Source organism: Ochrobactrum sp. AN78 (assembly GCF_029909885.1).
In the GTDB taxonomy this organism is placed as follows: domain Bacteria; phylum Pseudomonadota; class Alphaproteobacteria; order Rhizobiales; family Rhizobiaceae; genus Brucella; species Brucella quorumnocens.
Map to the genome: position 1 here is coordinate 1 of NZ_JASAMU010000006.1, position 23,167 is coordinate 23,167.

The following is a 23,167-nucleotide window of genomic DNA, read 5'->3' on the forward strand; positions in this document are numbered from 1 at the left end:
CCCCGGCCAGCGTCGGGCAGGCCAAGTGCTAATCCGTAATCAGGGGGTCAATATTGGATAAGTAAAAGGGGTGAATATTCCGTTCCGATTGACAGGTTTGCACACATTTTCCATGATGGCCCGACGCACGGGTCGGACTACTCGAATGATCGAGCGCATCAACGATGGAGACATCCTGTTTTGCAGCACGTCAGACGATAGACGAGATTTTGAACGGAGATTGCGAGCGGCGGGCAAACACGAGGTTAAAATCGTTGTTCAAGACCCGACAAAGCGTTTCGATAAGCCGGGCCTTCGGACGAATGACTGTTTCGCCGATAGCCGCAGACAGGTTTTCGAATGATGTCTTGAACCCTTCCCATGCGACAAAAGGATCTTTCACCGCAGCAGAGTCCGCAGCACTTGTGCCCATTGCTCCGGCGTATTGCTCGCGCTTGCGGTCGATTTGAGGCATCTGGGTAATCATGCGCGTGAGGAAGGAAGATACCTGTGCCGCCGCTTGTCATAAATACCCTGAAGGAATGGAGACTCGCCTGCCCTCGCCGGGATACTGGCAAAAAGGATGCCGACGGCAATGCGGTGACTGTTCTCGATTTGGTTTTCCCGAATGGAGCTGGGAACGTCGAAGGGCTTCGCAACATTCTCCGGCGCGGGCTTCATCCGGCATGGGTAAGCGCTGGTGTGTCGATCGATACCGGGAAGAAAGACGAAAAGAGCGAATCGGTCCTTGAAGCGAAATACACCGGAATGCATTGCCTGAGACACTGGTACGCATCCTGGTGCATAAATCGGAAAATTGACGGGGGATTAGAACTGCCTCCAAAAGTCGTTCAAGAGCGTATGGGGCATTCGACAATCGCCTTGACAATGGACGTATACGGACATCTTTTTCCGCGTGATGATGACGGGAAAGAGCTTGCTGCGGCGGCGGACTCAATCTATAGCGGCCACAGCTAACGCGACATGGATGCAACATGAAGGCTAAAATTCCCATAAAATAAGGCCTCGGTCCTGATTTGTAATCAGGGGGTCGGGAGTTCGAGTCTCTCTGGGGGCACCACTAGCGCACCGCACCAAGCGCTTTACCTTATTTCCTTTGAAATTTGATAGACCTACAAGAATAAGGGATTATATTCTCTTTTTCTAAGTTGTAATGCTGCTTAATCGCAACCATTGCATTCATAATAAATACATATTAAGCATGCATAACATCGCAAATAAACCTTTTTGGCTTAGTACATCATGCAACAGCGGCGTATATGTGTTTCCGTCGTCACTCGCAGCAGACCAAAAATGCTGTGCAATCTTTTTTCATCACTCGCTTCGATAAAGAAGCTGGACAACGCATCTATTACTTTTCTTATTGTTGAGAATAATTCCTCTCCGACGCTTGATGAAACTATTGAAGGTTTCCGTGCTCAGATGCTCGGGGATCGGATCGATTACATTACCGAAGGCGTCTTAGGTATTTCGTCAGCACGTAATCGTGCGCTTAATCATGCAATCGAACAGAATTTCGATTTTCTAGTCTATGTAGACGATGATGAGTTTGTCGAGCCGGACTGGCTTATTACTTTGCTCGCTGAGCGGGATCTTCTTGATCTCGACATTATCGGCTCGCCTGTAAGACCTAAGCCTTTTGATGAGAAGCTCACATTTCTGCAAAAGCTGGTTTGGTCAGGCATTGAGCGCAGCGGCTACAAATCTGAATTGAAATGCCGTCGCAAATGTAAATCCGGCCATGGGGATTCGATCAAGGTTGCCACAGGCAGCTGGATGGGAAAACTAGAGTTTTTCCGCAACACAGGATTGCGGTTCGATTCCCATTTTGGCCTGACAGGCGGCGAAGATTGGAATCTCTGGGCAAAGTCAAAATCGCTTGGCGCAAGAACCGGTTGGGCCTGTGATGCCATTGTCTATGAGACAGTGCCCTCGTCCCGATTGACGCTGAGCTATCACTATCGCCGCAATCGAGACCACAATATTACGGAATTCGGTGCACGTTATCGCGAAAATCCTCGCAAGACGCTGAAAAAACTACCGATCAAGATCATCGGCCGGGCATTCAAATTTCTCGGCACAGTCTTGTCCATACCGTTCAGAGGCGGTCAGGGGCTTGTTTCAGCCGCAACAGCTCTAGGCGGACTCGTTGGCATTTTGCAGGGGTGTTTCGGGAAGAATTCGCTGCATTACGCAAATACGACAGGATACTGATCTGATATACAACAAGCCCCGCATTGCGGGGCTTTTTTCAGTATCGATCTTAGTACCAGCCGACAGCGACCTGTGCTTCTTCCGACATGCGATCAGCAGACCAAGGTGGATCGAAAGTCATGGTGACTTCAACCATGGAAACGCCTTCGACAGCACTAACAGCGTTCTCGACCCACCCCGGCATTTCGCCAGCAACCGGGCAGCCTGGAGCAGTCAGCGTCATTTCGATTTTGACGGTGCGGTCATCTTCAATGTCGATCTTGTAGATAAGACCAAGCTCGTAAATATCCGCTGGGATTTCAGGGTCATAGACTGTCTTCAACGCACTGATGATATCATCAGTCAGGCGCAGCAGCTCTTCCTGCGGTATCGCAGAAGCGGAGAAAACAGACTTCCCTTCCGCCGATACGCTCGCATCGTCGCTCTTCGTTTCAGTCTGTTCCTGAACTTTTTGTTCGATCTCGGTCATCCGAAAAACTTCCTTGCCTTTTCCAAGGCTTCTGCCAGCGCGTCTACTTCGGCACGGGTATTATACATCCCGAAGGATGCACGGCATGTAGAGGTGACGCCAAAGCGTTTCAAGAGCGGCTGTGCGCAATGCGTGCCGGCGCGAACCGCAATCCCCGCCCTATCGATTACCATTGAAACATCGTGCGCGTGGATGCCTTCGAGCGCAAAGGAAATGATTGCGCCCTTATCAGGTGCATTTCCATAAATGCGCAAGGAATTGATCTTGCCGAGTTGCTCGTGCGCATAATCGCGCAGATCTTCTTCATGCGCGAGGATCGCATGACGGCCGATCTTTTCCATATATTCGAGAGCCGCTCCCAGCCCAATGGCCTGGACGATTGGCGGCGTACCAGCTTCAAAGCGATGAGGCGGATGATTGTAAGTGACGTTTTCTTCCGTCACTTCTTCGATCATTTCGCCACCACCCTGGAATGGGCGCATCTTCTCAAGCATTTCTGCCCGACCATAAAGGACGCCGATGCCTGATGGGCCATAGACTTTGTGACCGGTAAACACATACCAATCACAGCCCAGTTCCTGCACGTCTACAGGCAAATGCACCGCGCCCTGACTGCCATCCACCAACACCGGAATACCGCGCGCATGTGCCAGTTCCACGATCTTCTTGATCGGTGTCACTGTGCCAAGCGCATTGGACATATGGGTGATTGCGACAAGCTTGGTACGCTCGGTCAGGCGTTTTTCGAATTCCTCGATATGGAACACGCCCTCGTCGTCCACCGGAGTGAAGACAAGCTTCGCGCCCTGTCGCTCCCGGATGAAATGCCAGGGAACGATATTGGAGTGATGCTCCATGATCGACAGGAGGATTTCATCGCCCTCGCCGATATTCGGCATGCCATATCCATAAGCGACCGTATTGATCGCCTCAGTAGCGTTCTTCGTGAACACAATTTCGTCGACGGAGCCAACGTTCAGAAAACGGCGAACTGTTTCGCGCGACTTTTCATAAGCGTCTGTTGCAGCATTCGAGAGAAAATGCAGACCGCGATGCACATTTGCATATTCATTTGCGTATGCATGGGTAACAGCGTCAATGACGCTTTGCGGCTTTTGCGCAGAAGCACCATTATCCAGATAAACAAGCGGCTTGCCATGAACCTGTCGTGACAGGATCGGAAAGTCCCTGCGTATCGCATCGACATCATAAGCCGCAACGCGCGGGTTCTTCTGGTCCATGATCGTTCCTTCTACCGCTTGACCGCTAAATCAGGCAGAAAAGGCGAAGTGAACAACTCACTTCGCCTTGTTCAATCAAGCGTGGGCTGCAAGCCAGGTCGAAAGCACATCTTCAAGTGCTTCAACCAGTGCTTCATTTTCCAGCTCCTCGATGATCTCGGCAATGAATGCCTTGATCAACAGGCCACGTGCTTCGCTTTCCGGAACACCGCGAGCCATCAGGTAGAAGAGATAGTCCTTGGAGAGTTCCGTCACCGTTGCGCCGTGACCACAAGCGACGTCATCGGCAAAGATTTCCAGCTCTGGCTTCGCATCAAACTCGCCATCATCAGACAGCAGAAGTGTGTTGCAGGCCATACGAGCATCGGTCTTCTGCGCGATCTTCGAAACGCGGATCATACCCTGGAAAACACCACGTGCACGATCCTTGACCACGTTACGAATGATCTGGGTTGAACGCGTATTTTCAACCACATGCCCTACCGTCATGGTGATGTCGGTGTGAGAATCATCCGCAAGAAGGTTGAGTGCGCGAAGCTCGAAGTCCGAATCTTCGCCCGTGACATTCAGATGCACTTCCTGACGCACCAGCTTGCCACCAGCATTCACGATGTAAAGCGTGAGCTTGGAGCCTTTGCCAATGGTTGCATTGAACTGGGCAAGCTGCGTGGCCTGACCAAAATCGCGCAGGATAACCCATACGATCTCGGCGCCATCGCCAACGGTCACGTGACTTACAGAGGTCGAGAAAGCATCGCCCTCGCCACCGGACTGTCGTTCGACAATAGTCGCCTTAACATCCGAACCGATCTGCATCGGGAAGCGGGTATGCCCCTGCCCGGTTTTCTGGATGTTCTGCAGCTCAAGCGGTGTTTCAAGCTCAGTGCCGTCAGCAATCGAGACTGCCCAGCCATCGCTGACATAGGCGGCATTGATCTGCCCGATTGTGTCGTCAGTGCCACGGATATTCAGCTCCGAGACCAGTGATCCGTCAGCGAGCGCATCGTGAATACGGGTTAGCGACACACCTTCTGGTGCCTTGGCATCGAGAGCCACGCCATTGCTGGCAGGAATAATGAACGAGCCTGCGAGAAGTGCGGGTAGCGTATTCGTGCCAGCAGCCGAGTTGAACTCAGCAACGCCTTTAAGCAGCGTACGGAAATCCGTATAATGCCAGCTCTCGATACAACGCGACGGAAGACCGTGAACTTTTAGCGTTTCCAGTGCGTTGTCACGCGCAATGACAACATCGCCATTGCCGGGCAATTCGCCCATGCGGGTGGCAAAATTGTCGATCAGCGCGCTTTCAGCAGCCGTTCTCGGCTTTGCTGTGGGAGCGGTCTGGATATTCATGATCCATCCCTCCTCAGGCAGCTTCGCCGATTACGTCGGCATAACCATTTTCTTCAAGATGAAGTGCAAGGTTCTTGTCGCCCGACTTGATGACCTGTCCCTTGTAAAGAACATGAACGCTGTCCGGCACGATATATTCGAGCAGGCGCTGATAGTGTGTGATTACGATCACCGCACGGTCAGGCGAACGGAGTGCATTCACACCATCCGAAACGATCTTCAGAGCGTCGATATCAAGACCGGAATCGGTTTCGTCGAGTACGCAGAGGCTTGGCTCAAGAAGCTGCATCTGCAGGATTTCTGCGCGCTTCTTTTCACCACCCGAGAATCCGACATTCAGCGGACGCTTGAGCATATTCATGTCGATGTTGAGACCACCGGCAACGTCTTTGACGCGCTTGATGAACTCAGGGATTTTGAGCTCAGCTTCGCCACGCGCCTTGCGCTGGCTGTTCATCGCAACCTTGAGGAATTCCATCGTGGCAACGCCTGGAATTTCCATTGGGTACTGGAACGCAAGGAAGATACCCTTGGCAGCGCGTTCGGCTGGGTCCAGTTCAAGGATCGACTCGCCGTTGTAGAGAATGTCGCCTTCAGTGACTTCATAATCATCGCGACCGGCGAGAATATAGGACAGCGTCGACTTGCCGGAGCCGTTCGGCCCCATGATGGCGGCGACTTCACCCTTGTTCACGGTGAGGTTCAGACCACGGATGATTTCGGTATCCGTGTCAGCGATCTTTGCATGAAGGTTCTTGATCTCAAGCATGGGTATAAACCTTGTCTCTCAACGCAGCCTTTCAAGAGGGCTGCTTATGCCAGTTAAAGGGCTGGCCAGAAAATCGGATGCGGGAAGGCAGTCAGAGAGCGTCGGGTTAACCGACGCTGCCCTCAAGCGAAATGCCAATCAGCTTCTGCGCCTCAACGGCGAATTCCATTGGCAGTTCCTGAATAACTTCCTTCACAAAACCATTGACGATGAGGGCGATTGCCTCCTCTTCCGGAATGCCGCGCTGCATGACGTAGAACAGCTGGTCTTCGGAAATTTTGGAGGTGGTTGCCTCGTGCTCAAACTGTGCAGTGGCGTTTTTCGCCTCGATATAGGGCACAGTGTGCGCGCCGCAATCGTTGCCGATCAGAAGCGAGTCGCACTGGGTGAAGTTGCGGGCGTTTTCAGCTTTGCGATGCGCTGAAACCTGTCCGCGATAGGTATTGTTGGAATTACCGGCAGAAATACCCTTGGAGATGATGCGGCTCGACGTGTTCTTGCCGAGATGGATCATCTTGGTGCCGCTGTCGATCTGCTGATATCCGTTGGATACAGCAATCGAGTAGAACTCACCGCGTGAATCGTCGCCGCGCAGGATACAGGAAGGATATTTCCATGTAATCGCCGAACCGGTTTCAACCTGCGTCCAAGAAATCTTCGAGCGGTCGCCACGGCAATCGCCACGTTTGGTAACGAAGTTATAGATGCCGCCCTTGCCGCTGCTATCACCCGGATACCAGTTCTGAACGGTCGAGTATTTGATCTCCGCATCATCAAGCGCGATCAATTCAACGACTGCTGCGTGAAGCTGATTTTCATCGCGCTGTGGTGCTGTGCAACCTTCGAGATAGGAGACGTAAGCGCCTTCTTCAGCGATGATCAGCGTGCGTTCGAACTGGCCCGTATTCTTTTCATTGATACGGAAATAGGTCGAAAGCTCCATCGGGCAGCGGACGCCCTTTGGCACGTAAACAAACGAACCATCGGTAAAGACAGCCGAATTCAGCGTCGCATAATAGTTGTCCGAAACAGGAACGACAGAAGCAAGATACTTCTGAACCAGTTCAGGATGCTCGCGGATGGCTTCGGAGATCGAACAGAAGATCACGCCAGCCTTGGCAAGTTCTGCCTTGAAGGTCGTGACAACCGAAACACTGTCGAACACGGCATCAACAGCCACGCGGCCCGATGCATAGACGTTATCGGATGGGTTGCCGTCGATTTCGCTCGGATCGCCCTGTTTGCGCACGCCAGCAAGGATTTCCTGCTCGCGCAGAGGAATACCAAGCTTTTCGTAAGTGCGAAGCAATTCCGGGTCGACTTCATCAAGCGACTTCGGGCCAGATTGATTCTTCGGCGCCGCATAATAATAGACGTCCTGGAAGTCGATCTTGGGATACTCGACGCGTGCCCATGTTGGCTCTTCCATGGTGAGCCAGCGTTCATAGGCCTTCAGACGCCACTCAAGCATCCATTCCGGCTCGTCTTTCTTGGCGGAAATGAAGCGAATGATATCTTCATTAAGCCCCTTTGGGGCCTTCTCAGATTCGATTGTCGTTTCGAAGCCGTACTTATACTGGTCCACGTCCAAGCCGCGAACCTGATCAATGGTCTCCTGCACTGCAGGCATTGGCGTTCTCCATCCTCGTCAGATTCAAGGTCCGACAGTTGCAAACGTCAGGGCGATGATAGTCGCTATCCTCGCCACAATATAGTGTGCGTGATGCTTCTTTAAAACCTCTCTAAACTAAATTTCAAGCCCAGCTTTAAATTTGCCCGTAAAATTCAAGAATAATTTACGAGGTTAGGCCCGATTGGGCGTTTAACTGGCCTTTGAGCGCTCGTGACGGGCAACGATTTTGCGCAAAACATCGAGAAACTGATCAATAGATTCTATCGATGCATCTGCTTCAAGCGAAACACGGATCGCGCCCGGACCATCTTCATGCCCCATAGCAGCCAGAACGTGGCTTGGACCAACCTTGCCGGAAGAACACGCCGATCCAGCGGACAGCGCTATTCCGCCGAGATCAAACGCGATCTGAACTGTTTCTGCCTTTTGTCCATCAAGCGTAAAGAAGGTCGTGTTCGGTAGGCGTTCAACAGCATTGCCATGGATTGTAGCGCCAGGCGCAATTTCCATAAGCCCGGCTTCAAGCCTGTCTCGCACTTCCCCCGACCAACCATTGCCATTCAAGCGTGCTGCAGCAACATCTGCTGCCGCACCAAAACCTGCAATAAGAGGCAAAGCTTCAGTACCTGCACGGTGCCCCTTTTCCTGACCGCCACCGCGAACGAGCGCTTTCGGCATCATGAGATCAGAAATTGCAATAACAGCACCAACACCTTTCGGGCCACCGATCTTGTGCGAGGATATTATCAGGTAATCCCCGCAATTATCTGTAATGTCTAATTTAATGCGGCCAACGGCCTGCACAGCATCAACCACGAAAATTCCGCCTGCGGCTTTGACCAGCGCCGCAATTTCATGGACAGGCTGAATAACGCCGGTCTCGTTATTTGCGGCTTGAACTGCAACGAGTGGCAAGCCGGCACTCTTGTCATGCGCTTCCAACGCCTGTTGCAGTGCATCCAGCTTCAAGATACCATTTTCATCCACGGCAAGTATGGTGATGTTTTCAGGTGGAAATTGTCCACCAGCCAGCATGCATGGGTGCTCGGTCGCGCTCACATAAAGATGCGACAGACGCACAGGCGCACGACCCATCATGTAATTGGGCGTGAGCAACGTTGACGCGGCCTCTGTGGCGCCTGACGTGAAGAAAACATGATCAGACTTTGCACTGACCAGCGCTGCAACACTGCGGCGCGCAGCTTCAACAAGTCCACGTGCCGCTCTGCCTTCACGATGCACCGATGACGGATTACCCAGAATGCCCAATGCCTCGATGACCGCATTGCGCGCCTCATCAAGCAAAGGCGCACTGGCATTATAGTCCAGATAGAGCCTCTTGCCGGTTCCGATCACCGATACTATCTCCTAAGCAACATCTTAAAGTGGCTCAGCACGCTATTCGCACGCAGTTCGCGCGCAATTTTCTTGAATTTTCAATCAGGAAAAGCCTATTAAGCCACATTAGGTACTGAACATTGGTTCAGACTAACGAAATTTCAAATCGGTTCTAGAAGCGGCGCACCCCCACGTCAAGTTCGCCACCCTGAAGCCGATCTTCCGATCACAAGCGGAGTACACATGCCTGAAGTCATTTTCAACGGTCCTGCCGGACGCCTCGAAGGCCGCTATCAGCCTTCCCGGGAAAAGAATGCACCTATCGCCCTGATCCTGCATCCGCATCCGCAGTTCGGCGGAACCATGAACAACAAGATCGTCTATGATCTGTTCTATATGTTCCAGCAGCGCGGCTTTACGACACTTCGCTTCAACTTCCGCGGTATCGGCCGCAGCCAAGGTGAGTTCGATCATGGCGCAGGCGAATTGTCGGATGCAGCAAGCGCACTCGACTGGGTGCAGGCTTTGCATCCCGATTCCAAGAATTGCTGGGTTGCTGGCTATTCATTCGGTTCGTGGATTGGCATGCAGCTTCTGATGCGTCGTCCGGAAATCGAAGGATTTATCTCGGTCGCACCGCAACCAAACACCTATGACTTCTCATTCCTGGCGCCTTGCCCATCCTCTGGCCTGATCATCCATGGCGATCAGGACAAGGTCGCACCTCCAAAAGATGTTCAGGGATTGGTGGACAAGCTCAAGACGCAGAAGGGTATTACGATTACCCAAAACACACTTCCTGGCGCGAACCACTTCTTCACAGGCCAAAGCGACCTGCTTATTGAAGAATGCTCTGAATATCTGGACCGTCGCCTTGCTGGCGAATTGGTCGAAGTTCGCCCTAAGCGTCTGCGCTAATACTTTGAAAACAAAATCCGGCGAGTTGTCTCGCCGGATTTTTTATTTGTCTACTGAAGCCAAAACGCCACCTGAAACGGGCTTATCGCAGCCAGTTGTTGTGGGATAGGTCAATGGCAACCCTCGCAACGAACGCACGGCGAGATAGCCCCAGGCTTCTGCTTCCATCGCATCCCCGTCAAAACCAGCATTATCTGCATCCAGCACTCGTGCGCCTTGGCGTTCGGCAAGAGCGCTCAGCTCTGTCATGATCGCTCCATTCTTGCGTCCACCGCCACTCACGACATAAGTACGTGGCTGTGTCGGCAAATGAGATGCTGAACGCAAGATTGCAGCGGCGCTGACATAGGCCAGCGTGCGCGCGCCTGTCTCTACTGCGGCCTCATCTTTGGCAGGCACAATAAAATCGCCACGATCCAGCGAGCGGCGATGATTCCCCTTGAAAAACTCATGATCGAGATATCGAGCGGCCAGAACGTCATCGACACTACCGCTCATTGCCGTAATGCCACCCGGATCAAAGCTGCCCTGCCCGTGCAACTCCATCCATTGATCAATCAGCATATTACCCGGTCCACTATCATAAGCGATTAGCACACCGCCTTCGTCCACATAGGTCAGATTGGAAATGCCACCAATATTGACGAAGACGACAGGCCCTTCGAGGCCAAACGGCAAGTTGACTGCAAGTGCTGCATGATAGGCAGGAATCAATGGCGCACCTTCGCCACCATGACGCATATCTTCCGCGCGCATATCATAGACAACGGGAATACCTGTCTCGGCAGCCAAAAGTGGCCCATCGCCAATCTGAACAGTCAGCGCTTCCCGCGGTCGGTGCAGCACAGTTTGTCCATGGAAACCGATCACATCGATTTCTTCCGGCTGCAACGCAAATTCGTGCAGAAAGTCCTGAATGACAACAGCATGAAGCAATGTCTGGTCATGCTCGAGTTGCTTTAAGATTCCGGGACGCTCATTGCGATCAGTGATACTGCGCGCATCAACGAGAGCAGCCTTCAACCGCGCGCGAAATCCATCCGAATAAGACACGGCACTTGAAGGACCGCGCTCGACCCAGTTTTCACCATCTGTCGTTATGAGAGCGATATCGATGCCATCCATCGAAGTACCACTCATCAATCCAATAGCGCGTTTCAAATCGGCCATGCCGGAGTTTCCTTGTTATTCCCGATTGAATGATGTTAAAGGCAAAATATAACAAGGCAAAATACCATAATGCGGCAAGCACTTATTACTGCTCACATCAATCACGCCTTATCAGTCAGGAAAAGGACATGTCCGGTTTCAAATCCGATTTTCTTCGCACGCTTTCCGAGCGCGGCTTCATTCATCAAATGTCTGATGAAACGGGCCTCGACGAACTGTTGGCCAAGGAAACCGTGACGGCTTATATTGGCTTTGATCCAACAGCGCCAAGCTTGCACGCTGGCGGCCTGATCCAGATCATGATGCTGCATTGGCTGCAACAGACCGGACACAAGGCTGTAGCCCTTATGGGTGGCGGCACAGGCATGGTTGGCGATCCATCCTTCAAGGATGAAGCGCGCAAGCTGATGACCGAAGATACCATTGCCGAGAACATCGCTGGTATCAAACGCGTTTTTGCAAATTACCTGACCTTCGGCGATGGCCCCACCGACGCGCTGATGGTCAACAATGCCGACTGGCTGCGTAACATCAATTACCTCGAATTCCTGCGTGACGTGGGCCGCCATTTCTCGGTCAACCGCATGTTGTCGTTTGATTCGGTCAAGACGCGTCTTGATCGCGAGCAGTCGCTTTCATTCCTCGAATTCAACTACATGATCCTTCAGGCCTACGATTTTGTGGAGCTAAGCAAGCGTCATAATATTCGTTTGCAGATGGGCGGCTCGGATCAGTGGGGCAATATCATCAACGGTATCGATCTCGGTCACCGTATGGGAACGCCGCAGCTTTATGCCCTCACCTCGCCATTGCTTACCACAGCTTCCGGTCAGAAGATGGGCAAGTCACTGGGCGGTGCAATCTGGCTGAATGCCGATATGCTGAGCGCTTATGATTTCTGGCAGTACTGGCGTAACACTGAAGATGCGGACGTAGAACGCTTCCTCAAGCTCTACACAACGCTGCCAATGGATGAGATTGCAAAGCTGGCCGAGCTTGGTGGTTCTGAAATCAACGAAGCGAAGAAAATCCTCGCAACCGAGATTACTGCTATCCTCCACGGCCGTGATGCCGCTGAAGAAGCTGCGGAAACTGCGCGCAAAACGTTTGAAGAAGGTGAACTGTCGCAGAACCTCCCTACCGTTGGTGTACACAAGGCAACGCTTAATGATGGCATCGGTGTTCTGGCGTTGATGGTGCTCGCAGAACTCTGCGCCACCAATGGTGAAGCACGTCGCCATATTGAAGGCGGTGCGGTTCGCATCAATGATGAACCAGCTACCGATCCGCGCATGACTATCAATGCGTCTTCTCTCAACGAGCAGGGCGTGATCAAGGTATCCCTTGGCAAGAAGCGCCACGTGCTTATTCGTCCTGCGTGAGCCGTGTCTCATAACGCTAAAAGCCGGGCACAGCCCGGCTTTTTTATTGAGCTGATTTCCTCAGCCTCAGAATTCAAAGATCGAGCGGAAGATACCCGGAGCGATTATGGAAATCGGGTTCACGATAACCTGCGGCTGCTTTGCACTGCCTTCGAGCTTAAAGGTAATACCCAACAAACCTCGATCACGTCCATTGCCCAGCAGTGCGCCAAAGATCGGCACTTCGCCGAAAATGCGGTTCACGCCATAGGCTGGCATGAAGGTGCCGGTGATCGACATATTGCCACGCGGATCATACAGAGTACCCTGAAAAGTCGTGCCAACAGACGGTCCGCGCACGACACCCTTGGAAAGTTTGAGATAGCCTTCGCCCTTTTCGATAAGCGAAAATCCCCGTTCGATATCAACGCGTGACACGTCGATGTCGCGTTTGACCGCCTGATTGAGACTGGTGCCGCCGCTGCTAGGCGAGCTTGAAACAATCTTTGCCAGTCGCGGTTCATTGATGATCGCGAAATTACGCGCATCGATCTGGCCGCTTAAAGGACCATTGCCCTGCCCGGCAAGTCCCACGGTAATTTTGCCGCCACGCATTTTGTCATAGAAGTCAAAGAAGCGCAGAACAGCACCCGCATCATTGGATTGCAGAGAAATTGACCGTGCATCGCCCTGATCGTTGTTGGTTGCAACGAAAGCCTGACCGGAAGTCGTGACAGCGTTCACAGACACGCCGGAAATCTTGCTTCCTGCATTCTCATACGAAACAGCCACATTGCGCAGCTTCTCGTCATTAAATCCGCTCACTTCATCAATCTGCGCACTGACAACCACGCGCGGGCTCTTGCCACCAGAGCCTCCACTCATTTTCTGAATGTCCGATACCTGTTTGATGATCGAACGGGCGTCAAATTGAGATCCGCGTATCGTTACGCGATAGCCACCCGAGCTTTTGGTCGCCTTAACACTCAACCGATCAGAACGGGTAAGCCGTATGTCACTGAAATCGGCCGACTGAAAATCGCCTCCAGCAATCGAGAGATTGCCTTTCGCCCCGAATGCATCGCCAGTCAGAACCAGATTGCGGATATCGAGTTTACCATCATTGCCGGTGCTTTTGATCAGATCGAATGTCGCTTTTGCAGGAACGCCGCTACCCTTGCGCCAGCTAAGCCACGGCAAATCCACCTGTGTCCTGTCCAGGTCTGCCGATACATGTCGCTTGCCGTTATCTTCCATGCCGAGATCAACGGAAATCGGACCAGAGAACAAATCTTTCAAGCCGGGCAGCAATTTATTGCGTGAGCTGTCATCAAGCTCAAGCTTGATCTTCTGTTCGCGTTTCGTCGGCCCTGAACGATCGACAGGCTCAGTCATTGATATCTTTGCAGGAACGCCGTCAAGTTTTGCGTCTGCGGTAATAAAAGCCGCTGTTTGATCGACTTTAATACTGCCATCGGCATTGCTCACTATGGAGCCGCCCACAGGCTTCGAGATAGCGAGGTTGGAGAACCCAATATCGGCATTCCAAGTCAGCGTTCCGGGTGGTGCATCTTTGGAAACGGCGAAACCGACTTTCACGCGCGCCTTAACATCTCCTGTCGCGTCTTCAGGCTTGAAAGGCACGTTCTTCAATACATCGATGGGCTTTTTGCCCGCAATTTCCGCGATCGCTGCGGCGTCGCCTGAAACGAGCAAATCAAGGTCAGCGATAACTGGTCGCTGCGGGCCCCAGGGTATAATCAACGTTCCGTCTGAAACAGACGCCTTGCGATTATCCGGCGTGTATGCAACGCCATTTGCCAATTTGATTGTTGTATGCGCGCCCCGCACCGAAATACTGCCAGCAACGTCGCGGACAGGAGGCAGTTCGCCAATCACATCAAACCGCGTGTCGGAAACATTGAAATCGGCCTTGATTTCCTCACCCGTCAACGGCGGCGGCAGACCGGGACCATTGAAGCGTCCGCCTGCCAGAGAAATATCAATGCGGCTATCCTTCAATGTGCCGCCAAAGAGGTTCTTCAGAACCCACTCACGCGCGCCATCAGCCACATCGATTGGCCAAAGATGTTTTGCGTCCGCGACTGCCATTTTTGGAATGCGCAGCATGAAAATCATTTCAGGCGAGCCGCTGCCAAAGCCCATGCTTCCCTGGCCGTATAGTTCGCCCGTATTGGTTTGGACATCAAGATTGGAGAACTGGAGCCGTTGTTGATTGGCCAGGAAGCGACCGGCGATTTTCACGCCGAAAGCCAATTCCGGATCTGTTGATTCCGCTGGCATGCTGGTGGCAGAACTCGTCAGCACTTCAAAGCGATAGCTTGGGCCACCAGTATTGTTTTCAGCGTCCGGTTCCGGTCCGAAAGCACCGTTAAACTCCGCGTTCATTCCGCCTAACCGAATGCGGGAGGGTTTGACTTCTATCTTGCCGCTGCCGCTCGAATGTTCAATGCGAAGCAAAGCGCTACCGCGAACATCTGTGACTCGCCCAATCTCCATATCAATGCCATCAACAGCCAATTCGGCTGTGATCCGCTCCGGATTTTCACCATTGGCGGCTCTACCCGATATAGCAAGGCTGGCTTTACCGTTCAGATCGAAATGCGCGGGATTAACGCGATTACCATCGATAACCGGCGCAACCTCTTCTGGCGATCCAAGGTCAATGGGCAAATTACTGACCTTGATTTGGAACGCATCCAGATCGTTTTCATGCCCTTTACGATCAATGCTGCCATCAACCGTGATCGTCTTGTTCTGCCAAATAACGCTACCCTGAACCGAAATCTTTCCAGAATTTTCGACCAAACGCAGCTTCTGCACCTCTATGCTTTGCTGTGTGTCGCCAGTCTTGAAACGAATTGTTGTGTTCAGCAGTCCGATGGCTTGGGTGTTTTGATCGCGCAGCAATTCCAGATTGCGCCGCATAGTTGAGAAAAGCTCTTCGGAAACCGCGTCAAAATCAATGTAGCCCCGCTTGTCATACGGGAGAGATTTCCAGAAACCGGCACCTTCCTGCTCAGGCAGATCGAAAGAAGCGCCGTCTACTTCAAGTTCAGCGACGCGGACTTTGCCTGTCAGCAGTGGCAAAGGCGCCAAACCAAGGCGTACAGACTTGATATTCTTGATTTCGATGCCTTGTTTCGGATCGACGATCGAAACATCCCTCGCCTCCATCGCAACAAGACTATTCTGATCGAGCGACAATCCGGCGCTGCCGATTGTGGCTGAGGCATCCTGGCCGAGAATTCCGCTCAAGCTTTTCTGGGCTTCATCACGTAAGAGATCGCTGTTCACACCCCCGCGCAATACCACAAAACCCACACCACCAATCAGCACAAGAACGATGCACAGGGAAAGAAAAGCGTGGGAACACCACGACATAAACGAGCGCCGGGAACGCATTGAAGGAAGCACAATGCCATCCGCGCCTTCGGCTGCGAGGCGTTCGATTCTCTTCAACTCACGCTTGCTAAAGCGGATTTTGCGCGGTTTATCTGTCAATATTCCAGCCGAACATCTAATTTCCGCAAATGGTCACCCTTACAAGGCGGATTACAAAAACTTGTTATCACTCTGCTTTTATTAAGCTTCTTCATTTCAGCACGACCGCTGATCAGCTTGATTGACATGTCATCGCTGCACGTCATCAAGTCAAACCGGGTGCGCTTGAGCAGTTGCACAAGCCCAGCCCGAATGCGATAGCTCGAAGTGTAACAGGCAGTTTCCCCGTTTATCCATAAAAGAAAGGCGCAGATATGGCTCGTCCCCAAGTTGGAGATCTGGCACCAGACTTCACTTTGCCATCGGATAGCGACACGATTAACTTGTCGTCACTCAAAGGCAAACCAGTCGTTCTTTATTTTTATCCAAAAGATGACACGTCTGGTTGCACTAAAGAAGCCATTGCCTTCTCTCAGCTGAAGCCAGAATTCGACAAAATTGGCGCTCGCGTGATCGGACTTTCACCCGACAGCGCAGAAAAGCATGCGAAGTTTCGCAAGAAACATGAACTGACTGTCGATCTGGCCGCCGATGAAGACAGAACGGCTCTCGAAGCATATGGTGTGTGGGTCGAAAAGAGCATGTATGGGCGCAAATATATGGGCGTGGAACGCGCGACCTTCCTGATCGATGCGGAAGGACGTATTGCGCACATGTGGGAAAAAGTAAAAGTGGCAGGCCATGCGGAATCCGTCCTTGAGGCCTCCCGCGCGCTCCGACCAGCCTGACAACTGAAACTACCGCAAGTTTTCCCGTCCATTCCGTGGAAAATGCATACGACTAAAGCTTCGGAAAAGCTTTGTTAACCATGATAACATGCAATCGAATCAACGATCTGGAATGAGAAGACTGCGGCATGGTGCAGAAGTCGAAGGGGCTAAAGACGACAAGCCGCGATAAACATCTCACTGATGTTATCGCGTCTTCTACGCCTATCAAACGCCTCAGTTTCTTCACGATGCGTGCAAGCTTGGCCACATTAGGTGCAACGATCTTCACCGCAAGTCTTGGTGCTGGCGTCTATATAAACATGCATGACACCGCAGAAAGCCGAAAAGGTTTTAATGAGCCGGCCAGCAGGCTTGCATCCGTGCTGAAAAAGCCAGCTGTCATGCAGCCGCTACCCGAAAAGCCAACGGAATCAGTGCCTAACATTTCAGCTCAGCAGGAACTGTTGGTTCCCGGCGACGCGATCAGCATTCAGAGTATAGACCCGATCATCACCGGTCCTCGCGCATATAAACCGCGCGCCGATGCAGAAGGCACTGCTTCAAAGGATTCCTGAACGGCAACCGTTCACAATATGGCTCTTTGACTCAGGTACAAAAAACCCGGCTCAAGGCCGGGTTTTTTCAGAACACGTTCTCAAAAATATCAATCTATATCTTCGATGAGCTCAGCGCCGCCATGGATGCGGTGAGCAAGTGCTGCTTCCATGAATGGTGTTACAGCGCCATCAAGCACTTCCTGCGGATTGGTGCTTTCAACGCCGGTACGCAAGTCTTTTACAAGCTGATAAGGCTGTAAAACATAAGAGCGGATCTGATGACCCCAACCGATCTCGGTTTTGTTGGCATTAGCCGCATCAGTCGCTTCTTCGCGCTTTTTCAGCTCATTTTCGTAAAGACGAGCGCGCAACATTGACCATGCTTTTTCACGGTTCTTGTGCTGCGAACGTTCTGCCTGACACTGCACTACAATGCCGGTTGCGATATGCGTGATACGCACAGCCGAATCCGTTGTATTGACGTGCTGGCCACCTGCACCCGAAGCGCGGTAGGTATCGATGCGTACATCGGCTTCAGTCACCTGCACATCAATGTTGTCATCGATAACAGGATAAACCCAGATACTCGCAAACGAAGTATGACGACGCGCGTTCGAATCGTAAGGCGAAATACGCACCAGACGATGAACCCCGGATTCCGTCTTTGCCATACCGTAGGAATTGTGGCCTTTGATAAGAATCGATGCTGATTTGATGCCGGCTTCTTCGCCGTAATGCACTTCCATCACCTCAACCTTGCGCCCACTGCGTTCGGCCCAACGGGTATACATGCGCAGAAGCATGGATGCCCAATCCTGACTTTCCGTACCGCCTGCACCGGCATGCACTTCAAGGTAGGTATCGTTCGCATCCGCTTCACCGGAAAGCAACATATCGATCTGTCGGCTGTCGACTTCCTGCTTCAACTCGCGGATTGTGTTTTCCGCGTCAGCAATAATCGACTTGTCGCCTTCCTCTTCGCCCATGGCGATGAGTTCGACACTGTCATTGAGCGTCTGCTTCAGCGTGTTAATGCCGTTGATGCTGTCTTCCAGCTGCTGGCGCTCACGCATCAGCTTCTGCGCTTCCTGTGCATCATTCCATAGCGTTGGGTCTTCAGCTCTCTGATTCAGATAGCCCAGACGTTTTATTGCCTGATCCCAGTCAAAGATGCCTCCTCAGCAGGCTTATGGCCTGCTGGATTTCGTCAACCAACGTCTCGATTTCCGCGCGCATGGGCAAATCGTTCCTTCAATAAGTCATTCGAAAATGGAGAGAGAACAGAAGCTCGCACTGCGAGCAATTTTGTTCCGAAGCGCATCACATCAAAGCAAAGCGCTCTACCTCTACGCAAGAAGGCGTAAAAGCCTTTCAAGCGCCGCGGACCATAATTAGCACGCGACGCAGTGTAAAGAGGGATAGGTCAGTAAAGTCCGCCAGAACCCGAATTGATAGCGCGGGTCGCCTGTGGCGATTGTGGCTGAACTGGCGATCCTTCACGATACTGGTCCATACCGATAACGGAGTAAGTGTCGGACGGTCCGGTTCCGGGCTTGAACGCTTCCATAATGAGGTTCGGATCGCCCTTGTTGGTGCGCATACCCGTCTTGCGATTGATCGCAATCAGCGTCATGCCTTCCGGAACACGGAAATCGACCTTAGGAGTTCCAGCCAGGGCCTGGCCCATGAACTCTTTAAAGACAGGCGCTGCCAGACCACCACCTGTGCCACCGCGACCAAGCGGGGTCGGTGTGTCATAGCCCATGAAAACACCGACAACCAGATCAGGCGTGAAACCGACAAACCAAGCGTCTTTTTCGTCATTCGTCGTGCCGGTCTTACCAGCAAGCGGACGATCAAGGCTCTTAAGAAGCTGTGCTGTACCGCGCTGCACAACGCCTTCCATCATCGATGTGATCTGATAGGCGGTCATCGGATCGAGCACCTGATCGCGATTATCGATCAGAGTAGGCTCTTCCTGATTTGACCATTGCTGGGCGTTGCAGCCTTCACACTGACGCGCATCATGCTTGAAGACGGTCTTGCCGTAGCGATCCTGAATACGGTCGATCATCGAAGGTGTAATGCTCTGTCCGCCATTTGCGATGACGGAATAAGCCGTAACCATACGCAAGACAGTCGTTTCACCAGCACCAAGCGCCATAGACAGAACCGGCAGCATCTTGTCGTAGATACCGAAACGCTCTGCATATTCCGCAACAGTTTTCATACCCATGTCCTGTGCAAGACGCACGGTCATGACGTTACGCGACTGTTCGATACCGTAACGAAGGGTCGAAGGACCTGAGAACTTGCCCGAATAGTTTTTCGGAGCCCATACGCCAAGCGCACCACCCTGATTAACTTCGAGCGGACCATCCAGTACAACGGAGGCTGGCGTGTAGCCATTATCGAGAGCAGCAGCATAGACGAACGGCTTGAACGACGATCCCGGCTGACGATAGGCCTGTGTTGCGCGGTTAAACTCAGATTCTCCAAAGGAGAAACCGCCAACCATCGACAGAACACGGCCGGTATGCGGGTCCATAGCAACAAGTGCACCCTGCAGCTTTGGCGGCTGCTGGAGACGGAAACGGGATTCGCCGTCGCCGATTTTTGAGACATAGACAATATCACCAGTATTCAGAACGCCTTCTGGAGATTTTGCACTGCCGCGCTTGCCACCAATATTGGTGACGCGCATTGCCCATTTCATGTCATCAGCAGCGATAAATGCGCGCGTACGCTCTTTGCTGCGCGAACCCGAACCTTCGACATCGGGCTGAAGACCAATGTCAGCGCCAGCTGCCGAAACGTTCAGGACAACAGCCAGCTGCCACTCAGGCACATCAGGATAGGCCTGCAAATCACCGAAAGCCGTGGCCCAGTCACTGCCAAGTTCAGCGTGCTTCAAAGGTCCGCGCCAGCCGCGTGCCTCGTCGTAACGAAGCAATGCTGTCTGCAGCGACTTGCGCGCTTCGACCTGCATGGTTGGATTGAGCGTCGTACGAACCGACAAGCCACCTTCATAAAGTGCATCAACGCCGTATTTCTGAATGATCTGGCGGCGCACTTCTTCGCTGAAATATTCGGATGCGAACAGGTAATGCGTTGCCGTACGCGTCTTCACACCAAGAGGTTCTTTCTTGGCTTCTTCAGCTTCCTGTGTGGTGATGTAGCCGTTTTCAGCCATACGATCGATGACCCAATTGCGGCGTTCAATCGCGCGATCTGGGAAACGGAACGGATGGTAATTGTTCGGACCTTTCGGGAGAGCAGCCAGATAAGCTGTTTCGGCTATGCTCAATTCGCCAACTGATTTGTCAAAATAGGTGAGCGCCGCGCTGGCAATACCATATGCGCCCAAGCCGAAGAAAATCTCGTTAAGGTAAAGCTCCAGAATGCGGTCCTTGGAATAGGCCTGCTCAATACGCATCGCAAGAATCGCTTCTTTGATCTTGCGGTCATATGTCTGGTTCGAGCTTAGAAGGAAGTTCTTTGCGACCTGCTGGGTAATCGTGGACGCGCCGACCGGGCGACGGCCAGAACCCATGTTTTTCACATTGGTCAGAACTGCACGAGCGAGGCCACCAAAATCGAGGCCATGATGCTCGTAGAAAGTCTTGTCTTCGGCGGAGATGAAAGCGGCCTTAACGCGATTTGGCACAGCCTGGATCGGCAGATACATGCGGCGTTCGCGCGCGAATTCCGCCATGAGGCTACCGTCCGATGCATGGACGCGCGTCATCACAGGAGGCTCGTATTTTGCGAGCACTTCGTAATCGGGCAGTTCCTTTGTGAGGCTTCCGATATAGATAGCAACAGCCCCGGCTACCAGAAGCGCCAGAACGGTTCCAATCCCGAAGAAATATCCGATAAGCCTTACCATAAATCCGGAATCCTGCCTTCAGATCATTCGCAAAATTAAGGGAGCAGTCAAAACAAATGCCCGTCGATTAATGCCGCGTGGGCAACAGCTGGTTTAGTGACCATCAAATGCGTCAAAGGCAAGATCGTTTCCGTGTTTTTACCAATTTAACGCATGCAAACGCAGGGCAACGACAAAAATACGTGAAACTGTTGCAACCATGCATCTTATAAGCAGGGATAAATATGAAGCCCTACTAAACATTACATAATTCTACCCTTTTGACAAAGTGTCCGGGTGCTTTTGTGCTTCAAATGACTTTATCGCCCGAGCAATCCTATCAGCCAGCTTACGACGCCACTCAGGATTGCTGATCAGTTTCTCGTCTTCTGCATTGGAAAGATAGCCAATTTCGATCAGCACCGACGGCACATCGGGAGCTCGCAGAACCTGAAACCCGGCAAAGCGATGCGGGTTATTGATCAGGTTCACTTCCCCCTGAAGAGAACTGATAACCTTCTCGGCAAAGCTCAATGAAAATGTGTGTGTCTCGCGCCGGGTAAGGTCTAGCAGGATGTCAGCAACTTCCGGCAACTCTTCGGGAACAGCGCCGCCAACACTATCGGACTTGTTTTCGCGTTCAGCCATGGCGCGAGCGACAGAGTCAGATGCCTTGTCAGAAATGGTATAGACCGTTGCGCCACGGATATCGGTTTGATTGATGGTGTCGGCATGAATCGAAATGAAGAGATCGGCTTCTTGCTGACGCGCCAGACGCACACGCTCCGAAAGACGCAGGAAAGTGTCGTCGTCACGGGTCATCAAAACCTTGATGTTCTTTTCCTTCGCCAGGCGATCACGCAACTCTTGCCCGAAAGCGAGGGTCAAATCTTTTTCTTTAATACCGCTCAGGCTTTCCGCACCACTGTCGATGCCGCCATGACCGGGATCGACCATCACAATAAACGGTCGCGCGCCGCCAGACTCCGATAAGAGAGCTGCATTCCCATTCCCCTGTTTTCGTTCGGTTGATCCGGTGACATCGTGTTGCGATGCGAGCTTTGCAGCAAACTCTCGATCTGATGACGCGACAATATCCGCAACAAGGCGATAGCCTGGAGCGGTTTCGTTCTTGATTACTTGAATGTTTTCGACGCTGAACGGGCCACGCAGCGTTAGAATGAGGCGAGAACGGTGATTTCCGACGAGCCCATAACGCACATGAGAGACGAGCCCCCTCGCCGCCAAACTTTTCTCATCGAAACCGAAACGCGTTTCAGGAAGGTCAAAGACGAGACGATGCGGATTGCCGAACATGAGTGTCGAATATTCAGGCTCACGGTCGAACATGACGACGACGCGCATCCGCAAATCATCGCCTGCCATACGGTATGTCAGCGCCGAAAGTGGATCTTTACCACTATTGGCAGCCATGGCTGAACCGGCTTGAAAAAAACCGGCGCACATCATCACCAGCAGCACGAACATGTTTCGCACCACCAACATTTTTTGAGAACCGTTTTTATTACTCAGAGAATGCATCCGTAATCGCGATCTAAATATTATGGAATAATCTTGGATCAGACATTTAAGCCATAGCCTGTGATTGCGCGCATTTCATAAATCTATCCGTACAAAATTATGGTTAACGAAGGCTTTTCTCCCCGCGTTCCACGGCCTCGGCGGGTGGTTTTGACCTCTATAATCACCTTTCGGCAAAATTACGATGAAGGTGTCAACTGATATTCATACTTGTCATAGTTCAAACGACACCATAAAAGCTAAGGTAGGTTATGGAGTAGCTGTCAGAATCGTTTGCCGGTTTTTAAACGGAGCGCGAGGAAAGATAGCAAAAACAGTGGCGTATTGAGTTCGCCACCCAATAACCCGCACAGAATTCAACGGAATACGGCTCCCCTGCCGCCTCCGTTTTTTAATCGGCCGACTGCGCATTGATACGCGCTGTCGCCAGCGCTCTGAAAGAGCAAAGAGGTCGGCCCGGCTTTTTCGGGTCATATATGAGGTCGTTTCGTTCGGAACA

Annotated in this window: 17 protein-coding genes and 1 pseudogene; 6 read left to right on the forward strand and 12 right to left on the reverse strand. The window is 52.2% G+C overall.

Annotated features, from left to right (window positions below):
• Positions 1–190 precede the first annotated feature (190 nt).
• Positions 191–454: a hypothetical protein gene (locus QBD00_RS12540; RefSeq protein ID WP_318579672.1), complete on the reverse strand. Its 264-nt coding sequence runs from the start codon at positions 452–454 to the stop codon at positions 191–193.
• A gap of 23 nt (positions 455–477) precedes the next feature.
• Between QBD00_RS12540 and QBD00_RS12545 the strand changes: the two are divergent.
• A pseudogene (locus QBD00_RS12545) lies at positions 478–957 on the forward strand (site-specific integrase); the annotation flags it as partial.
• A 285-nt stretch (positions 958–1,242) separates the two neighbouring features.
• The gene (locus QBD00_RS12550) at positions 1,243–2,214 is read left to right on the forward strand and encodes a glycosyltransferase family 2 protein (RefSeq protein WP_318579673.1); all 972 of its coding nucleotides are present in this window, start codon (positions 1,243–1,245) and stop codon (positions 2,212–2,214) included.
• Between the two features lie 49 nt (positions 2,215–2,263).
• Here the strand turns inward: QBD00_RS12550 and QBD00_RS12555 are convergent, their stop codons facing one another.
• The 6 genes from QBD00_RS12555 to QBD00_RS12580 form a co-directional block, all read right to left on the reverse strand.
• Positions 2,264–2,683, reverse strand: a complete 420-nt coding sequence (locus QBD00_RS12555) for an SUF system Fe-S cluster assembly protein (protein WP_318579674.1) — start codon at positions 2,681–2,683, stop codon at positions 2,264–2,266.
• On the reverse strand, positions 2,680–3,924 hold the full coding sequence (locus QBD00_RS12560) for a cysteine desulfurase (RefSeq protein WP_095446539.1): 1,245 nt from the start codon (positions 3,922–3,924) through the stop codon (positions 2,680–2,682). Before QBD00_RS12560 ends, QBD00_RS12555 begins: the two co-directional genes overlap by 4 nt.
• A gap of 75 nt (positions 3,925–3,999) precedes the next feature.
• Complete coding sequence (gene sufD, locus QBD00_RS12565) at positions 4,000–5,277, reverse strand: Fe-S cluster assembly protein SufD (protein ID WP_318579675.1); 1,278 nt, start codon at positions 5,275–5,277, stop codon at positions 4,000–4,002.
• 13 nt (positions 5,278–5,290) lie between these two features.
• Positions 5,291–6,046, reverse strand: a complete 756-nt coding sequence (sufC, locus tag QBD00_RS12570) for a Fe-S cluster assembly ATPase SufC (RefSeq protein WP_318579676.1) — start codon at positions 6,044–6,046, stop codon at positions 5,291–5,293.
• A 106-nt stretch (positions 6,047–6,152) separates the two neighbouring features.
• Entirely contained in the window at positions 6,153–7,676 is a 1,524-nt protein-coding gene (sufB, locus tag QBD00_RS12575) for a Fe-S cluster assembly protein SufB (protein WP_095446536.1), read from the reverse strand.
• Between the two features lie 192 nt (positions 7,677–7,868).
• Positions 7,869–9,035 carry a cysteine desulfurase family protein gene (locus QBD00_RS12580; RefSeq protein WP_318579677.1) on the reverse strand — a complete coding sequence of 389 codons (1,167 nt, stop codon included), beginning with the start codon at positions 9,033–9,035 and terminating at the stop codon, positions 7,869–7,871.
• Positions 9,036–9,260: 225 nt separating this feature from the next.
• Here QBD00_RS12580 and QBD00_RS12585 point away from each other — a divergent pair, with 225 nt between their 5' ends.
• Positions 9,261–9,935 carry an alpha/beta hydrolase gene (locus tag QBD00_RS12585; protein WP_095446534.1) on the forward strand — a complete coding sequence of 225 codons (675 nt, stop codon included), beginning with the start codon at positions 9,261–9,263 and terminating at the stop codon, positions 9,933–9,935.
• Between the two features lie 42 nt (positions 9,936–9,977).
• On the opposite strand, the gene QBD00_RS12590 is transcribed toward QBD00_RS12585, so the two are convergent.
• Positions 9,978–11,105 carry an anhydro-N-acetylmuramic acid kinase gene (locus QBD00_RS12590; RefSeq protein WP_318579678.1) on the reverse strand — a complete coding sequence of 376 codons (1,128 nt, stop codon included), beginning with the start codon at positions 11,103–11,105 and terminating at the stop codon, positions 9,978–9,980.
• Between the two features lie 128 nt (positions 11,106–11,233).
• On the opposite strand from QBD00_RS12590, the gene tyrS reads away from it, so the two are divergent.
• Positions 11,234–12,487, forward strand: coding sequence for a tyrosine--tRNA ligase (gene tyrS, locus QBD00_RS12595; protein ID WP_318579679.1), 1,254 nt, complete (start codon positions 11,234–11,236; stop codon positions 12,485–12,487).
• Between the two features lie 66 nt (positions 12,488–12,553).
• On the opposite strand, the gene QBD00_RS12600 is transcribed toward tyrS, so the two are convergent.
• Complete coding sequence (locus QBD00_RS12600) at positions 12,554–15,949, reverse strand: RNA-binding protein (protein WP_318579680.1); 3,396 nt, start codon at positions 15,947–15,949, stop codon at positions 12,554–12,556.
• A gap of 296 nt (positions 15,950–16,245) precedes the next feature.
• On the opposite strand from QBD00_RS12600, the gene QBD00_RS12605 reads away from it, so the two are divergent.
• Together QBD00_RS12605 and QBD00_RS12610 are read left to right on the forward strand one after the other, a co-directional pair.
• On the forward strand, positions 16,246–16,719 hold the full coding sequence (locus QBD00_RS12605; RefSeq protein ID WP_318579681.1) for a peroxiredoxin: 474 nt from the start codon (positions 16,246–16,248) through the stop codon (positions 16,717–16,719).
• Between the two features lie 128 nt (positions 16,720–16,847).
• Positions 16,848–17,276 carry a hypothetical protein gene (locus tag QBD00_RS12610; RefSeq protein WP_318579682.1) on the forward strand — a complete coding sequence of 143 codons (429 nt, stop codon included), beginning with the start codon at positions 16,848–16,850 and terminating at the stop codon, positions 17,274–17,276.
• An 89-nt stretch (positions 17,277–17,365) separates the two neighbouring features.
• Here the strand turns inward: QBD00_RS12610 and prfB are convergent.
• The 3 genes from prfB to QBD00_RS12625 form a co-directional block, all read right to left on the reverse strand.
• Positions 17,366–18,494, reverse strand: a protein-coding gene (prfB, locus tag QBD00_RS12615; RefSeq protein ID WP_151095458.1) for a peptide chain release factor 2 whose coding sequence is annotated in 2 segments (ribosomal slippage) — positions 17,366–18,424 and positions 18,426–18,494 — 1,128 coding nt in all. Because the reading frame shifts where the segments join, the coding sequence is not laid out codon by codon here.
• A gap of 187 nt (positions 18,495–18,681) precedes the next feature.
• Complete coding sequence (locus tag QBD00_RS12620) at positions 18,682–21,147, reverse strand: penicillin-binding protein 1A (RefSeq protein ID WP_095446528.1); 2,466 nt, start codon at positions 21,145–21,147, stop codon at positions 18,682–18,684.
• A gap of 252 nt (positions 21,148–21,399) precedes the next feature.
• Positions 21,400–22,614 carry an N-acetylmuramoyl-L-alanine amidase gene (locus QBD00_RS12625; protein ID WP_095447886.1) on the reverse strand — a complete coding sequence of 405 codons (1,215 nt, stop codon included), beginning with the start codon at positions 22,612–22,614 and terminating at the stop codon, positions 21,400–21,402.
• Positions 22,615–23,167: the final 553 nt, after the last annotated feature.

What these genes read in the sequence shown, in the direction of transcription:
- QBD00_RS12540 (WP_318579672.1), bottom strand. Translation starts at nt 454, where the DNA reads ATGCCTCAAATCGACCGCAAGCGCGAGCAATACGCCGGAGCAATGGGC.
- QBD00_RS12550 (WP_318579673.1), top strand. Translation starts at nt 1,243, where the DNA reads ATGCAACAGCGGCGTATATGTGTTTCCGTCGTCACTCGCAGCAGACCA.
- QBD00_RS12555 (WP_318579674.1), bottom strand. Translation starts at nt 2,683, where the DNA reads ATGACCGAGATCGAACAAAAAGTTCAGGAACAGACTGAAACGAAGAGC.
- QBD00_RS12560 (WP_095446539.1), bottom strand. Translation starts at nt 3,924, where the DNA reads ATGGACCAGAAGAACCCGCGCGTTGCGGCTTATGATGTCGATGCGATA.
- sufD (WP_318579675.1), bottom strand. Translation starts at nt 5,277, where the DNA reads ATGAATATCCAGACCGCTCCCACAGCAAAGCCGAGAACGGCTGCTGAA.
- sufC (WP_318579676.1), bottom strand. Translation starts at nt 6,046, where the DNA reads ATGCTTGAGATCAAGAACCTTCATGCAAAGATCGCTGACACGGATACC.
- sufB (WP_095446536.1), bottom strand. Translation starts at nt 7,676, where the DNA reads ATGCCTGCAGTGCAGGAGACCATTGATCAGGTTCGCGGCTTGGACGTG.
- QBD00_RS12585 (WP_095446534.1), top strand. Translation starts at nt 9,261, where the DNA reads ATGCCTGAAGTCATTTTCAACGGTCCTGCCGGACGCCTCGAAGGCCGC.
- QBD00_RS12590 (WP_318579678.1), bottom strand. Translation starts at nt 11,105, where the DNA reads ATGGCCGATTTGAAACGCGCTATTGGATTGATGAGTGGTACTTCGATG.
- tyrS (WP_318579679.1), top strand. Translation starts at nt 11,234, where the DNA reads ATGTCCGGTTTCAAATCCGATTTTCTTCGCACGCTTTCCGAGCGCGGC.
- QBD00_RS12605 (WP_318579681.1), top strand. Translation starts at nt 16,246, where the DNA reads ATGGCTCGTCCCCAAGTTGGAGATCTGGCACCAGACTTCACTTTGCCA.
- QBD00_RS12610 (WP_318579682.1), top strand. Translation starts at nt 16,848, where the DNA reads ATGGTGCAGAAGTCGAAGGGGCTAAAGACGACAAGCCGCGATAAACAT.
- QBD00_RS12620 (WP_095446528.1), bottom strand. Translation starts at nt 21,147, where the DNA reads ATGGTAAGGCTTATCGGATATTTCTTCGGGATTGGAACCGTTCTGGCG.
- QBD00_RS12625 (WP_095447886.1), bottom strand. Translation starts at nt 22,614, where the DNA reads ATGTTCGTGCTGCTGGTGATGATGTGCGCCGGTTTTTTTCAAGCCGGT.